Origin of the sequence: Weissella soli, from assembly GCF_001761545.1 — a bacterium.
In the GTDB taxonomy this organism is placed as follows: Bacteria; Bacillota; Bacilli; order Lactobacillales; family Lactobacillaceae; genus Weissella; species Weissella soli.
In genome coordinates, this window is the sequence record NZ_CP017326.1 from 1,357,874 (window position 1) to 1,373,725 (window position 15,852).

The 15,852-nt window shown below is 44.0% G+C and carries 12 protein-coding genes and 1 other annotated feature; all 12 genes read right to left on the reverse strand.

Going from position 1 to position 15,852, the window contains the following annotated elements; all coding sequences use genetic code 11:
• Positions 1-24: 24 nt before the first annotated feature.
• Positions 25-981: an ABC transporter permease gene (locus WSWS_RS06600; protein ID WP_070230526.1), complete on the reverse strand. Its 957-nt coding sequence runs from the start codon at positions 979-981 to the stop codon at positions 25-27.
• Between the two features lie 2 nt (positions 982-983).
• Positions 984-2,102: an ABC transporter permease gene (locus WSWS_RS06605; RefSeq protein ID WP_070230527.1), complete on the reverse strand. Its 1,119-nt coding sequence runs from the start codon at positions 2,100-2,102 to the stop codon at positions 984-986.
• Positions 2,095-3,660, reverse strand: coding sequence for an ABC transporter ATP-binding protein (locus WSWS_RS06610; protein WP_070230528.1), 1,566 nt, complete (start codon positions 3,658-3,660; stop codon positions 2,095-2,097). The genes WSWS_RS06605 and WSWS_RS06610 overlap by 8 nt, the downstream gene beginning before the upstream one ends.
• A 393-nt stretch (positions 3,661-4,053) precedes the next feature.
• On the reverse strand, positions 4,054-4,764 hold the full coding sequence (gene gpmA / locus WSWS_RS06615) for a 2,3-diphosphoglycerate-dependent phosphoglycerate mutase (protein WP_070230529.1): 711 nt from the start codon (positions 4,762-4,764) through the stop codon (positions 4,054-4,056).
• Positions 4,765-4,868: 104 nt separating this feature from the next.
• Positions 4,869-5,882, reverse strand: coding sequence for an NAD(P)/FAD-dependent oxidoreductase (locus WSWS_RS06620; RefSeq protein WP_070230530.1), 1,014 nt, complete (start codon positions 5,880-5,882; stop codon positions 4,869-4,871).
• 134 nt (positions 5,883-6,016) lie between these two features.
• Positions 6,017-7,189: an endolytic transglycosylase MltG gene (mltG, locus tag WSWS_RS06625; protein ID WP_114981423.1), complete on the reverse strand. Its 1,173-nt coding sequence runs from the start codon at positions 7,187-7,189 to the stop codon at positions 6,017-6,019.
• 147 nt (positions 7,190-7,336) lie between these two features.
• Positions 7,337-9,760: a phenylalanine--tRNA ligase subunit beta gene (gene pheT, locus WSWS_RS06630; protein WP_070230532.1), complete on the reverse strand. Its 2,424-nt coding sequence runs from the start codon at positions 9,758-9,760 to the stop codon at positions 7,337-7,339.
• 3 nt (positions 9,761-9,763) lie between these two features.
• Entirely contained in the window at positions 9,764-10,804 is a 1,041-nt protein-coding gene (gene pheS, locus WSWS_RS06635) for a phenylalanine--tRNA ligase subunit alpha (protein WP_070230533.1), read from the reverse strand.
• Between the two features lie 47 nt (positions 10,805-10,851).
• Positions 10,852-11,059, reverse strand: a binding site (T-box leader).
• 36 nt (positions 11,060-11,095) lie between these two features.
• Positions 11,096-12,595: a glutamate--tRNA ligase gene (gltX, locus tag WSWS_RS06640; protein ID WP_070230534.1), complete on the reverse strand. Its 1,500-nt coding sequence runs from the start codon at positions 12,593-12,595 to the stop codon at positions 11,096-11,098.
• A 106-nt stretch (positions 12,596-12,701) separates the two neighbouring features.
• Positions 12,702-13,814, reverse strand: coding sequence for a PIN/TRAM domain-containing protein (locus tag WSWS_RS06645; protein ID WP_070230535.1), 1,113 nt, complete (start codon positions 13,812-13,814; stop codon positions 12,702-12,704).
• Positions 13,815-13,832: 18 nt separating this feature from the next.
• Positions 13,833-15,203, reverse strand: a complete 1,371-nt coding sequence (radA, locus tag WSWS_RS06650) for a DNA repair protein RadA (protein ID WP_070230536.1) — start codon at positions 15,201-15,203, stop codon at positions 13,833-13,835.
• Positions 15,203-15,739 carry a dCTP deaminase/dUTPase family protein gene (locus WSWS_RS06655; RefSeq protein WP_070230537.1) on the reverse strand — a complete coding sequence of 179 codons (537 nt, stop codon included), beginning with the start codon at positions 15,737-15,739 and terminating at the stop codon, positions 15,203-15,205. The genes radA and WSWS_RS06655 overlap by 1 nt, the downstream gene beginning before the upstream one ends.
• Positions 15,740-15,852: the final 113 nt, after the last annotated feature.

Below are 15,852 nucleotides of genomic sequence, written 5' to 3' on the forward strand. Positions count from 1 at the left end.
CTTCTTACGCGCTAATTTTAACGATTAAACTGACTTAATATAGTTCACACCATCAGCAGCTGGCGCCTTTGACTTGGCAAAGAACAAAACCAAAACAATGATCGTGATCGCATATGGTGCAATTTGCAGGTACACTGATGGAATTTCTTTGATACCTGGTAATTGACCACCAACAATGGCCATGGATTGCGAAAAGCCGAAGAACAAAGCGGCTAACATCGCCCCGATTGGGTTCCAACGACCAAAAATCATGGCTGCCATGGACATGTATCCTTGGCCAACGATGGTCGATGACGAGAAGTTACCGGCAATCGATTGTGCAAACAAGGCACCACCGATACCACCCAAAACCCCTGAAATCAACACCCCTGCATAACGTAACTTATAAACATCTAAACCTAAAGTATCTGCTGCTTGTGGATTTTCACCAACTGACCGTAACCGCAGGCCAAAGCGTGTCTTATACAACAACCACCAGGCCACAATCGCGACAATAATGGCCACGACTGCCGGATAAGATAATTTGGCAAACAAAATGGGACCAATGACGGGAATCTTACTTAAGCCTGGCACTGCAGAGTTACCAAAATTTTCTGAGATCATGTCTGTTTGACCCTTACCATAGATGACCTTAATTAAGTAAACCCCCACTGCTGGAGCCAATAGGTTCAAAACCGTTCCAGACACAATATGGTCAGCCCGCAAATTAATGGTTGCGACCGCATGTAAAACAGAAAATACCAACCCAATAACCGCGCCGGCAAGCAAACCAAGCCATGGTGTGGCTGTCCCAAACGTATCCGCAAACGTTAAATTGAACACGGTACCACCAAAGGCCCCCATGACCATAATGCCTTCCAACCCAACGTTCACGATCCCGCTACGCTCAGAGAATGTACCACCCAAAGCGGTAAAAATCAATGGAGCTGAATAAACCAAAGTTGATGAAATCACCAACTGTAAGATTGTTTGTAAATCCATGATTAGGCATCCTCCTTCTTAGCTTTAGCTTGTTTTTTTGCAGCCGCTTTTGCCTGGTCTTTCGCGTCACCTTCATCAAGCTTAACCAATGACCAACGAATCATGTAGTTTGCACCCACGAAGAAGATAATCGTCGCGGTCACAACTGAAACTAATTCAGTCGGCACGCCTGAAACTAATGGCATGCCTAAGCCACCAACTGTCAACACCGCAAATAATAGGGCTGACAAGGCAATACCAATGAATGAACCTGAAGCCAACAAAGCCACCGCCATGCCATCATACCCAACGGATGGCGCCGTTGATTGCACGAAGATATTTAGGTATGTGCCAAGACCTTCAGTTACACCAGCTAGTCCAGCTAAGGCGCCAGACAAAGCCATCGCAAGTACCGCGGTCCGCTTGTCAGACATCCCTGCATAACGCGCTGCATCCATGTTTAAGCCGACCGCACGAATTTCAAATCCCAACGTGGTCTTTTTCATGATAAACCAGACCAATGCCAAGACGATAATCGCAATGATAAAGCCAGTGTTCAACCGCGACCCACCGGTTAAGTTGCTCAATAAGCTCCAACGCAAACTCGTTGCATCCGACAAGTTAGCGGTCGTATCACTTGCTGACATGTACTTACCTGGCAATGACGTGATGACGGTGTTACCAATGTAGAGCACAATGTAATTTAACATAATCGTCGTGATAACTTCACTGGCCCCAAACTGTGCCCGTAGCCAACCGGGAATAGCACCGGTAATGGCGCCGCCAATGGTCCCTAGAATCACGGCTACTGGAATCACCCAGATCATTGAATCTGTTGCGTGGGTGGTGACAAAAACAGTTGAGACGAGCCAACCCACCCAAACTTGACCAGCCAGCCCAATATTAAAGAACCCAGCTGATTGTGCTACCAAAAATCCGGCAGCAGTCAGAATTAACGGCGTCATACTACGGAGTACTTCACCAATATTTAGGGATGATCCAAATGCTGATTGAATCAAGCTAACGTAACCTGAAATCGGGTTATACCCAGAGATCAGCATGACAATTGCGCCGACGACCAAGCCAAGGAAAACGGCTAGGGCAGAAACGACGCCAGTGCTATATGAATTAATCTTATTCACTAGCCTTTCCTCCTACTAATTGCGCACGTGCTTCTTTTAATGACATACCCGCCATCAACAAACCAAGTTCTTGCTTATCCGTTGCTTTAGCATCAACAACACCCGTAATTTCACCATGTGAAATAACCGCGATCCGATCAGCCACATTTAAAATTTCGTCCAGTTCAAAGCTAACTAATAACACAGCCTTATCTTCATCACGTTGGTTGATTAATTGTTGATGAATATATTCAATGGCACCCACATCTAATCCACGGGTCGGTTGGGCTGCAATAATTAACTCAGCATGGCGATCTAGCTCACGTGCAATGATTGCCTTTTGTTGGTTACCACCAGACAACGCCCCCGCATTAACCAGCTCATTCACAGTCCGCACGTCAAATTTTTCAATTAATTCACGTGCATGCCGATTGATGGCTTCATAGTCGAGCACCCCATTTTTTGAGTTGGGGGCTTGATAGTACGTTTGCAGAGCAATGTTTTCGGCTAATGTCATTTCTAACTCAAGGCCAAAACGCTGCCGATCTTCTGGCACGTGACCGACACCACTTTCGGTGATCTTACGTGGTGGCAAATTCGTGATATCTTTACCATTCAATGTGATTTTACCTGATTCAGTACGAATCAAACCGGTAATCGCTGAAATCAACTCGGATTGACCATTACCATCAATACCGGCTATTCCTAACACTTCACCCCGTCGAACTTGCAGATCAAGATTTTTAACTACTTCAACACCACGGGCATCTTTAACCGTTAGATCTTGCACATCCAAAACAACGTCACTTGGCGTGGCATCACGCTTAACCGTCTTAAATGAAACGCTCCGACCAACCATGATATCAGCCAATTCTTGTGAAGAAACGCCTGCAACTGGGAAGGTGTCAATTGATTGCCCCCGTCGAATAACGGTCACTTGGTCAGCCACTGCCCGAATTTCATCTAACTTGTGGGTAATCAAAATGACCGACTTGCCTTCATTGGCTAAGTTCTTCAAGATAACCATCAATTCGTCGATTTCTTGTGGCGTCAATACAGCAGTTGGTTCGTCAAAGATCAAGATATCAGCCCCACGATACAAAGTCTTTAAAATTTCGACACGTTGTTGCATACCAACAGAAATATCTTCAACTAACGCCTTTGGATCAACTTCTAAACCGTATTGTTTTGACAATTGCAAAATATTTTCAACTGCTGATTGCTTATCCAATACGAAGCCATTCTTAACAGGTTCATCACCCAGAATAATATTTTCAGTCACCGTAAAGGCATCAATCAACATAAAGTGTTGATGCACCATGCCAATCCCCAATTCAGCCGCTTTCTTGGGACTATCAATCTTAACTTTTTCACCATTAATCAAGATATCCCCGGACGTTGGTTGTAGTAACCCTGATAATTGATTCATCAGAGTTGATTTACCAGCCCCATTTTCACCTAACAAAGCATGAATTTGCCCCTGCTTAACCACCAAATTAATCCCATCATTGGCTCGAAATTCACCGAACTGCTTCACAATGTCGCGCATTTCAAGAACTACATGTTGTTCTTCAGTCATTACAAAACTCCTATTAAATACCGCACACTACTTTTGTTGGTCAGAATTGGTTCGCGATAAGGTAACCCGATGACAAACCTAGTGATCATATCGATCAAACTTCGATCTCCAATAAATGCATGTGCTATGTTTTGTCTGTTAATCGTAACGACAATATTTTATATTACCGTATTAACCATGAGTATTATCATACCGAGTTTATCCGGATTTTTCCATAGGAAAAGTAACCTTTCTTGACATAATTTTCGGATATTCACAAAACTGAAATATTAAATCACTAAAATACGAACATTATTCAAATAATACCGAACATTAAACCACTGAAAAAGGTCCTTTATCCCGTTACAAAATAAAAAACGCATGCAGCACCTGCATACGTCTTAACATTAACTATTACTCAACAATTTCCTTGCCAGTAACGTTCAAATCAGCATCAAACTCATAAATCCATGGTTGACCATTGGCGATTTCAACATTCAAAATATCATCATCAGAGATATTTTCAATGTGCTTTACCAAAGCACGCAATGAGTTACCGTGAGCCGCGATGATCACGTTCTTACCGGCTGCCAAATCCTTAGAAATCTTTTCATCCCAGAATGGTAGGACACGTTCCAAAGTAACCTTCAAGTTTTCACCTAATGGTAACTCATCAGCAGGAACATCAGCATAACGACGGTCGATGGCAGGGTAAGTCTTACCTTGTACTTCAACTTCAGCTACGGAAGCTTCCAACAATGGAGGCAATACATCATATGAACGACGCCAAATATGAACTTGCTCATCGCCCCACTTTTCAGCAGCTTCAGCCTTGTTTTGCCCTTGCAAAGCACCATAGTGACGCTCATTTAAACGCCATGACTTTTCTTCTGGAATCCACAATTGCCCAGCTTCTTCTAAAGCAAGGTGCAATGTCGTGATGGCACGTGTCAAAACTGACGTGTAAGCTTGATCAAATTGCAAACCTTTTTCAGCTAACTTTTGACCAGCATCCTTCGCTTGTTGAATACCCTTGTCTGACAACTTTGTATCAACCCAACCATTGAACAAATTCAATGCGTTCCATTCTGATTGTCCATGACGGATCAAAACCAACTTAGCCATTGGATGATTACCTCTTTTACAAATATTTTTTATACGTGAAAATTATAACAAAATTCCGTAATAATTTACAGGTATCTGATTATAATTATACGCCACTTTGTGGATTAGCGCTTAATGGTCCCATTTTCAATGGTGATTCCTGATGAATGGACGACCGTTGCTCGTTCAGGGTAAATTCGACTAATCAAACTATTGATGGCGGTTGGTACTTCACCAAAGCCAGTTGCAATTAATTCAGCCTTTCCTGGGTAACCAGCGACATCCCCCACAGCATAAACTCCTGGTACACTGGTCTCCATTTGCTGCGATACCGTAAACTTTTGCCGTGCGACCTCTGGCTGAATCGTCCAACCAGCGACAATTTTATTTTCTGAAAGAAAACCATAATTGATCATGATTTCATCTACCACGATTTGTTTATGTTCTGCCTCACGCACCTTCGCAAGTGTCACCAACAAGGACCCATCCATCTGTTTTTCAATCGCTTCAATCGTGTACGGTGTGTCAACGATCACATCTGAAGCGGCTAAGTCGGAAACCGCTCGTTCCATCGCGCGAAATTTATCGCGTCGATGCGTCAAATGTACCTCACTTGCCACAGTGTTTAAGAGGGTGGCCATATCGACCGCTGAATCCCCACCGCCAGCTACTAAAACACGTTTATCCCGGAAATGCTCAAGCTCGTTCAAAAAGTAGTTGATCCCTGCATCTGCTAGGTCTCCTTCAAGGGCGGGTGCTAAACGCCGTGGTTCAAAGGCGCCCTTACCCGTGGCAACAATCACGCCTTTCGTCCAAATATCGTCCTGACTTGTATGCACGATAAATCCAGTGCCTTCTGGGCGCACATCCAACACCGTGGTATTTAAACGCACATCGGTCTCAAACTGTTGCATTTGCGTCTGCAAGTTGGCGATTAATTCACGGCCGTTTGTACCGACGAAACCAGCAATATCCAAAATCGACTTTTGTGGATATAAATTAGCGACCTGACCACCAACAGCAGCCAAACTCTCAATCACAACTGTATCTAGTTCCCGCAGACCAGCATAAAAGGCTGCAAACATCCCCACGGGCCCCGCACCAATAATTACTACATCAGTTGTCGTCTTATATGTCATTACTTTATCCTTCATATTTTGTACCTGTTATTTGCATATATCAAATCCCATTTTACCAGAATTAAGCTGCACATTTTTTCATTTTAAAGCAAAAGAGGAGTCAGCCCACTAGCTGACTCCTCTGATGAAAAACATTACTTTGATGACTTCTTAGAAGACGCCTCATCAGCCACTTGATTGTTAATCGATTCAAGTGATGACGCTGCAGCTTGGTGTTTAGCATAATCGTGATTGTACACAATGGCACCTGTCTTCAAATTAGCCACGAAGTACAAGTAATCTTTATCCCGATCTTTGGGATTCAAAACTGCCTTGATAGACTCCAAGCTCGGACTGTTAAATGGTCCTGGCCCCAAGCCGGAATTCTTGTACAAGTTATAAGGCGAGTTAACTTGCACATCTGCATTTGTCAGGTTCACCTTATCAGAATTCAGGGCATACTTGACTGTGATGTCTGATTGAATTGGCATATTAATTGCTAAACGATTCAAGAACACACCGGCAATAATAGCCCGGTTTTTAGCATCAACACCTTCTTTTTCAACAATTGAAGCGAGGGTTAAGACTTCCTGGGTAGTCATATCAGCCTTTTTGATGTCTGACAACAAGGGTTGCACATTATCGTATTCAGTTGAAACCATGATTTGAATTAAATCTTTAACTGATTTTACGCTCGTAATATCATAAGTTGCCGGGTACAAATAGCCCTCTAACTTGTAACGAGTTTTCTTTGATGCAATCGCTGAATCCAAGAAACCCGGATAGGTCTTATTCAAGAACGTCAAAAAGGTAGTATCATTCAATGCCTTCAAGAAATCTTGCTTTGAAAACTTAGTCTTGGCAGCGACTTCATCAGCAATATCTGAAGCCATCTCACCTTCACGCACGATGACCGCATGTGTATTATTCAATGGATAGCTGGTCCCACCGGCCTCAATTTTAGCAATCAATGTCTTAATTGGCATTGCTTTACTCAATTGAAAATAGCCGGCCTTTAAATTTTCTGCACCATGAACCGCTAAATAATTAAGCACCGGCGTTGTTGAACGGACTAACCCGGCTTTAGCCAAAACTTGCGCAATGTCCGTTGTCGTTGCCCCCGCAGGAATGTGAATTTCCTTTTTCTTAGTGCTCTTTGGATTCACCGCGGTGTAATCCGTGGCAGCCTGATGTGCTGTGTACAATTGATAGCCCTTATATCCACCAAAGCCAAGGATGGCGACAATAATTAGCACCACAATCCAAGGCCAAATACGACGCTTTTTATGTGTATCTTGGCTTCGAGCTGATCGAGGTTCGAACTCCATGTTCATACTCCTTAAATTCTAGTCCATATACCAGTGTTTCATAATACACAGTACGCATATATATAAAAACACAACCAAAAATAATAATAACATTTTTGGTTGTGTATAATGTTTCATTTTATAGACATTCTAAAAATCAGACAAGCCTTAGCGAATTTCAGCATGATGATTTTCAGCTAATTTTTGTTCAATTTTGGCCACTGCGGCATTGATTTCGTCATCAACTAACGTCTTTTCTGGATCAACAAATGTTAACGCATAGGCCAAGGACTTCATGCCTGCCGCCACGTTTGTGCCACTATAAACATCAAATAACGTGACATCATGCAAGTGTTGCCCCCCGGCCGTGATAATGGTCTCACGGACAGCCGCCGCAGTGGTATCTGCGGTCACCAAGATAGCTAAATCACGCGCAATAGCTGGGAATTTAGAAATTGCTTCATAATTTGTTTTGTTTTTAGGCAAAATTAAGATGGCCGCTAAATTCAATTCAAAACCATATGTTTCGCCAATGCCATATTCTTTAGCCGTCAATGGGTGAATTTGACCAATAAAACCAATCAAGGTTTCACCAACATAAATATCAGCAGTCCGACCCGGATGCATATCTTCACGCGCCCCGTTTGCTTCAAAACGCACGGATTGTGCGAGAGCATAATTGGCTAATAGTTGTTCAACAACCCCCTTCAAAACGAAGAAATCAGCCTTCTTAGCGGGCGTTGCCCATGTCTTTGGCAACCAATTACCAGCAATCACACCGGCTAAGTGTTCAATTTCTGCTGGCCGTTGTGTGGTATCGCCATCAGAAACAAAGACCCGGCCCTGTTCATAAAGCGCGATATCGCTTTGCTTGCGGGCAACGTTATAAGCGACATCATCCAACAAACCGGTTAATAAGCTCACCCGGGTTTGTTGGCGGTCTTGTGACATCGGATAGTCCAGTTGAATGGGCTGACCTGCGTGCAAAGCAAACCGAGCCGCCTTCGCTGGTGTCGTCAACACGTATGAGATCGCTTGGTCCAACCCAAGTCCCTCCAAAGTGTGGCGTGAGGCCCGAATCAGAGCCTGCTTAACCGTCAACTTGCCGGGAGTCGTTGCACCAGTAGGCAACGTTGCAGGTAAGTTATCATAGCCGTACAAACGCGCGACTTCTTCAATCAAATCAGCTGAAATCGTGATATCCCACCGTCTTGCTGGGATGGTTACCGTGAACTTTCCATTCGTCTCAACATAATCAAAGAACAACCGATCAAAAATCGCAGCAACTTCGGCAACCGTAATCACCGTCCCTAACACATGATTAATTTTATCAACAGTCACTTCAACAACTGGTGCGACATAGGTGAAGTCTTGCGCGACAACCCGTCCAGCAGCAACTGTACCACCTGCTAACTCTGCAATCAGAGCCGCCGCATGATCCAAAGCTGTAAAGGTATCCTCAACATTAACCCCACGTTCAAAGCGTGTCGAAGCCTCTGAATGCAGGTTCTGGTCACGTGCAGTGTGGCGGATAGCCCGTGGTTCAAAAACAGCCCCCTCCAACACAATATTGACCGTGTCAGTCGTCACTTCAGTTGAGGCGCCTCCCATAACCCCGGCAAACATCAACCCTTCATTGCCCGCTGCAATCACGATGTCTTGCGGGTTCGTCACGCGTTCTTGACCATCCAAAGTCACAATTTTCTCATCCGCATAAGCATGACGGACTTTGATATCATGAGCTGGCAACTTATCATAATCAAAGGCATGCAATGGTTGGCCGTATTGTAGCAACATATAATTTGTTACATCAACAACGTTTGAAATGGGCCGAATACCCATATTCCACAAGCGCTTTTGCAACCAAAGGGGTGAATCTTGTACCTTGACACCCTGAACAACCCGTAAAGCATACTTCGGGGCCAATTCACCAGGTGCTTCAGCTGTCAACAAGTCCGCCGTTTGGGTATCACTTTCAACTAGTTCAAATGAGGGTAAAGTTGGCTGTTCTTCTAAAATAGCCGCAACTTCCCATGCTGTACCGTTCATCGAAAATAAATCTGCCCGGTTAGGTGTAATCCCCGTTTCAATGATGTCATCATCTAATCCGAGCACATGCAAGGCATCTTCACCAGGGGTCAATTCACCAGCATCCACTTCATCAAAGACCCAGATACCTTCTTCGAAATTCTTCGGTGCTACCTTATCTTCAAAACCGATTTCTTGCAACGCGGCCAACATACCATTAGAAGCAACCCCACGTAGCTTGCTCTTACGAATTTTTTGACCACCACCAATGATGGAACCATGCTTGGCCAAAATGACGGTTTGACCAGCCGCCACATTAGGTGCCCCAGTCACAATTTGAATGGGCTCGGCTTCACCAGCGTCCACTTGGGTAATAACCATATGGTCTGAATCAGGATGTGGCTCCACACTCAACACCTTGGCAATGACAACATTCTTCATATTAGCTTGTGGCTGATATTGTCCTTCAATTTCAACCACTGTCCGTGATATTTTTTCTGCCAGTTCATTGACTGGCACTTCGATTGGCATGTAATCACGCAACCAATTAACTGATACCTTCATGGTCTACCCCTTCTGATTAAATTGCTTCAAGAAACGTACGTCATTTAAGTAGAAATTACGAATGTCTTCCACCCCGTACTTCAACATGGCAAATCGGTCTGGACCCATTCCAAAGGCAAAACCACCATATATCTCAGGGTCAACACCAGCCATCCGCAAAACATTTGGATGAACCATACCTGCCCCTAAGACCTCAATCCATTGAATATCTTCTGGTTTGGTCTTTTCGGTGACTGGTCCCCATGAAATATCTACTTCAACAGATGGTTCCGTGAATGGGAAGTATGATGGCCGTAACCGAATGTCATGGTCTTCACCAAATAGTTGCCGCGCCACAGCCAACAAAGTCCCTTTTAAATCACCCATGGTAATATGCTTATCAATCACCAAACCTTCAACTTGATGGAATTGATGTGAGTGCGTCGCATCATCTGTATCACGACGGTAAACACGACCTGGCGAGATCATCTTTAATGGGCCTTGGCTAAAGTCATGTTGTTCCATTTCCCGTGCTTGCACTGGTGAGGTTTGCGTACGCATCAAAATTTCTGGTGTGATATAGAACGTGTCTTGCATATCACGGGCCGGATGATCCTTTGGTAGGTTCATCATTTCGAAATTATACTTATCTTCTTCAATTTCAGGACCTTCCGCAATCTTATAACCCATTCCCAAAAATTGATCTTCCAGTGATTCAATAATTTGTTGCAAAACATGTGGTTGGCCTTGTTTCACCGCGGCACCAGGTAAAGTAACGTCCAAAGATTCAGTGGCTAATTGGGCTTCCAACATGGCAGCTTCTAACTTCTCTTGCCGCATTGCAATGGTCTTCGTCAAAGTATCACGCACATCGTTGGCCAATGACCCAACAACCGGGCGTTCTTCCGGTGTTAAATCTTTCATGCCACGGAGCACTTCCGTGAGCGGACCTTTTTTCCCCAACCAACTAACCCGGACATCATTTAATTTCTTTAAATCTTCAGCTGCGGTGATTTCGGCCACGGCCTGATCACGTAACTGTTGTAATTCATCAGCTAAACTCATAGTTGTCTCCTGTAATAAAAAATAACGTCCCTTCGAACATAACAGTTCAAAGGGACGTCTAATTAACGTGGTACCACCCAAATTCGACAGAAATTTACATTTCGATCCTTGGTCATTGTTTAACGGTAATGAACCGTGTTAGCCTTATCAACCAACAAACTCCTGACTGAAATTCAGTTGTTGCCTGCATGACTTCCCACTGCCAGTCACTCTCTTGAGCATTTCACAACCTACTAGGTCATTCATCGTTTATATCTACTAGTTTACTTGGTTTATTAATTAATTCAAGTCTTAGATAAATTCCTTGATATTGTTAATTGAAGCTTCACGGCCTAATAACTCCATCACTTCACCTAAGTTAGGTCCTTCATTGACCCGGCTGGCGGCGATGCGCAATGGCATCCACAAATCACGCCCCTTCACACCCATCTCATTTTGCAACTCACGAATGGTTTGGACAATTGAAGTCGCATCAAAAATGGTTAGCGCTTCTAATTTAGCAACCCATGCCGTCAACAAAGGCTTCACATAATCTTTATCAATCCACGCCAAGGCATCTTCACCTAAATCAGCTTTAGCTGTCAAGTCAACGAAGATAGGCTTAACCAGTGGCGTAATTTGTGAAGTGTAGGCAATCCCATCTTGATGCATTTTAAAGACTTGGTGCCACCAAGCTAACTTACCAGCGTCTAATTCTTCAGGCTTCACAAAGCCAGCCTTCACGACCTCATTAAGTAACTTATCAAACAAGACGTTTTCATCAATCTTCTTGATCCATTGGTTATTAACCCATTCCAACTTCTTATTATCAAACTTAGCAGGTGATTTTGATAAACGTTCAGGATCAAACATCTTCACAAATTGCTTTTTGTTGAAGATTTCATCCTCACCCTTTGGTGACCATCCTAACAGGGTGATGAAGTTTAACATCGCTTCTGGCAAATAACCTAATTCACGATATTGTTCGATGAATTGCAACACCGTCTCATCACGTTTAGATAACTTCTTCCCAGTTTCAGTGTTAATGATCAATGACATGTGACCAAAAATTGGTGCTTCCCAACCAAAGGCTTCATAAATCATCAATTGCTTGGGGGTGTTAGACACGTGATCATCTCCACGTAAGACGTGTGAGATTTCCATCATATGATCATCAACGACTACAGCGAAGTTGTACGTGGGCATCCCGTCAGCCTTTTGAATAACCCAGTCGCCCCCGACTTGGCTGGCACCAATCTCGACGTGCCCCTTAACAATATCTTCCCAACCATAGACGTTTTCTTCTGGTACTCGGAAGCGGACAACATATGGCAGGCCCTGTGCTTCAAAGTCAGCTTGCTTGGCCGCAATCTCTTCGTCTGATAAACCGGCATACTCATAAACATAGTGTGGCGCGATCTTGGCAGCGATTTGGGCCTCACGTTCTGCCTCTAACTCTGCTGACGTCTTGTAAGATTTATAAGCCAAACCACGCTCCAAAAGCTCTTGCACTAATGGTTGGTAGATATGCAATCGTTCTGATTGGCGATATGGTCCATATTGCCCAGGATTAGCTGGTGATTCATCCCAATCTAGTCCTAACCATGCCAAATTATCTAGTTGTGAGAACTCACCATCGGCAATATTACGCGCTTGGTCAGTATCTTCAATACGGATAATGAATTGGCCGCCAAAATGACGAGCAAACAACCAGTTGAATAAAGCTGTTCGTGCATTTCCAATGTGTAGATGTCCGGTTGGTGATGGTGCATAACGCACGCGAATTTTCTTTTCTGTGTTTTCCTCAGCCATTTGAGTTAAACCTCTTCCTTATTTTGAATAATTAAAGCGCGCGAACCGCGCTGTCAATATACTAATTTACACTGTTTTATAGATAGTTTCAAATCTCAAATCATGATTAATTCTGTGTCGTGACATAATTTCCAAAAATCATCCGTCCCGCATCTGTCTGCAAGCTTGAAGTAACTTCCACTTCCACGACTTCTTGCATGTGATGACGTCCTTCTTCAACGACAACCATCGTCCCATCATCCAGATAGCCAACCGCCTGCGCACGTTCCGTGCCGGTTTTGACTAGCTGCACATGCAAGTGGTCACCCACGGCGACCCGTGCCCTTAGGACACCAGCCAATTCATTGATGTTGAGGACCTCAACATTTTGGAAACTTGTCACTTTGTTCAAATTATAATCATTGGTGACCAAGATCCCATTAATATCTTTGGCCAAACGAATTAACTTCTCGTCAACTTCTTTGATATTCTCATAGTCGCCTTCCCACATCTCAAGCGGTATTGCATCAACTTCACGCAATTCATTTAAGACATCAAGGCCACGACGACCACGGACGCGTTTCAAAGGTTCACCAGCATCCGCAATATACTGTAATTCATACAAGACAAAATTAGGGACTAGTAACGTGCCTTCAACCCAACCTGTCTTGACCAATTGGAGAATGCGACCGTCAATCAAAATATTTGTGTCCAAAATTTTATAGTGATGGTAATTAGTCTCCGCATCCGTCAAGACATCACTGTTATTTTCGGAACGCCGTGGCTTAACCCGCGTACGGAAAGCTTCTAATGTGAACAACTTACGAATATCGTCTATCCGCGTTGTGCCGAGCCGAAATCCTAAGTAGCCAAATAACAGCATAATCAATCCAGGCACGACGGCACTAAAGAAAATATTGTTATCAATCCGCTGTAACGGCGTCGTGATTAATACCGCTAACAACAGGGAAATAATTGTACTCAAGCTACCAACTAGTAAAACCAGCGGCGCCTGCTTTGCAAGATAGGCCTCAATTGCGCGGACCGCCTGATCAACTAAGCGCCACCCACGAATACTTAAGAGATAAAAAATAAATGCACCAATGATCATATCCGTAAACGGATTATTGACCCAGATTTGATCTGTGTATCCTAGTAAGTTCCAAATCAATGGTAACAATGTGACAGCCAATGCGCCACCCGCGACCGCAAAGGCGACTTGAATAATTCTTTTGCGCATGCGACTCACCCCCTTTCTTTAATCTAGTGCTAGTTTAACCGCTTCAACCAATGTTGCCACTGGTATGATCTGAATCCCACTAACCTGCTTGTCATGACCGATACTATTTTTAGGTACAAAAATGCGTTTAAAGCCTAATTTTTTGGCTTCAGCAATCCGATCTAGTACGCGTGGCACGCGGCGAATTTCACCAGTCAACCCAATTTCACCGACAAAGGCATCCGTCTGCTTGGTACCGCTATCTTTATAGCTTGAGGCAATCGCAATCGCCACCGCTAAATCAATGGCTGGTTCATCTAATTTCACACCGCCAGCGGCCCGAACATAGGCATCTTGATTCTGTAACAATAGACTAGCACGCTTTTCTAAAACGGCCATTAACAGTGTCACACGGTTACGGTCAATCCCGGCTGATGTCCGTTGCGCATTCCCGAAAACGGTTGGCGTCACTAAGGCCTGAATTTCGACCAAGATTGGTCGGGTGCCTTCCATTGCGACCACAACCGCAGACCCTGAGGCATCTGCCAAACGTTCTTCTAGAAACATTTCAGAGGGGTTCGTAACTTCAGTCAACCCATCTTGCACCATCTCAAAGATTCCCAATTCATTGGTTGATCCAAAACGATTTTTAACCGCCCGCAATAGACGGAAACTGCGTTGATTATCACCTTCAAAATATAATACGGTATCCACCATGTGTTCCAAAATCTTGGGACCTGCAATGGTGCCTTCCTTTGTCACGTGGCCGACGATAAAGATGGTAATCCCGTTACTCTTGGCAATTTGCAATAGCTCGGCCGTGGTTTCCCGAATTTGTGCAACTGAACCCACCGCTGATTGTATATCTGGTTGTTGCATCGTTTGAATGGAATCGATAATCACATAATCAGGATTTAATTCATCAATTGCTTTACGAATTTGACCCATATCTGTCTCAGGATAGAGATAAAAGTTTGCGTCATCATGGACACCTAAACGTTCTGCCCGCAACTTCACTTGTGAGGCACTTTCCTCACCGGTCACATATAAAACAGTACCAACCGTCGCCAAATGTCCTGACACTTGCAAAAGCAATGTTGATTTACCAATGCCTGGATCGCCACCAATGAGCACCATAGAACCTGGGACGACACCACCGCCTAGCACGCGGTTAAACTCTTCGTACTGTGTTGCAACACGTGGGGTATCCTCAATTGAGACATCTCCCAGATGCTCAACTTTAGCAACTTGACCCGCTAAATTGACCCGTGACTTGCGATCTGATCCCTCAGGGCGAATGACTTCTTCAACCAACGTTCCCCAGGCACCACAATTCGAGCAACGTCCCATATACCGTTGTGACACATAGCCACAGTTTGAACAAATAAATTGTGTGCGTGTTTTCGCCATTACTTGACCCCCGTGCTACCAAAACCGGCTTCACGGGTACTTTTGGCATCCGCACCATCAGAATCAGTTATTTGAAAAGGCATAAAAATACCTTGCGCAATGCGTTCACCTTTCTTCAAGTGCACATCGCGAAAACCGTAGTTAACTAATTGAATAAATATTTCGCCTTCATTGGTAGGATTATCGACATAGTCGGCATCAATCACGCCGACACCATTTGGCAAGACCAATCGACGTTTAAGCGGATTGGATGACCGATTGGCTAACATCAAAAACTCATTAGGTTCCATGTAAGCCTTGATACCAGTTGGCACTAAAACAGGTTTGAATGCTGCATCCGCTGCGTCAATATCCGCTGGCACATCCGTGGACAATAAATTTGCTAATCGTTTAACAGCGTTCAACTTCCACATCGCGGGCACGACAAAATCTTCAGCTACTTCAAAATCATAACCAGCAGCTGCTTGCGTTGAACGCTTTGGCAAGTTGAGCCCTGCACCTTCATACCGTTTTACAATTGCAAATCCACGTGCCATCAGATCACCCCATCTATAATCGTTTACTCTAAATTATACCGAATTCCCAACGAATATCCTAAGGGACTAAAAAAAGTACCAAAAATTTTGGTACTTTCTTAATCTCAAATCGA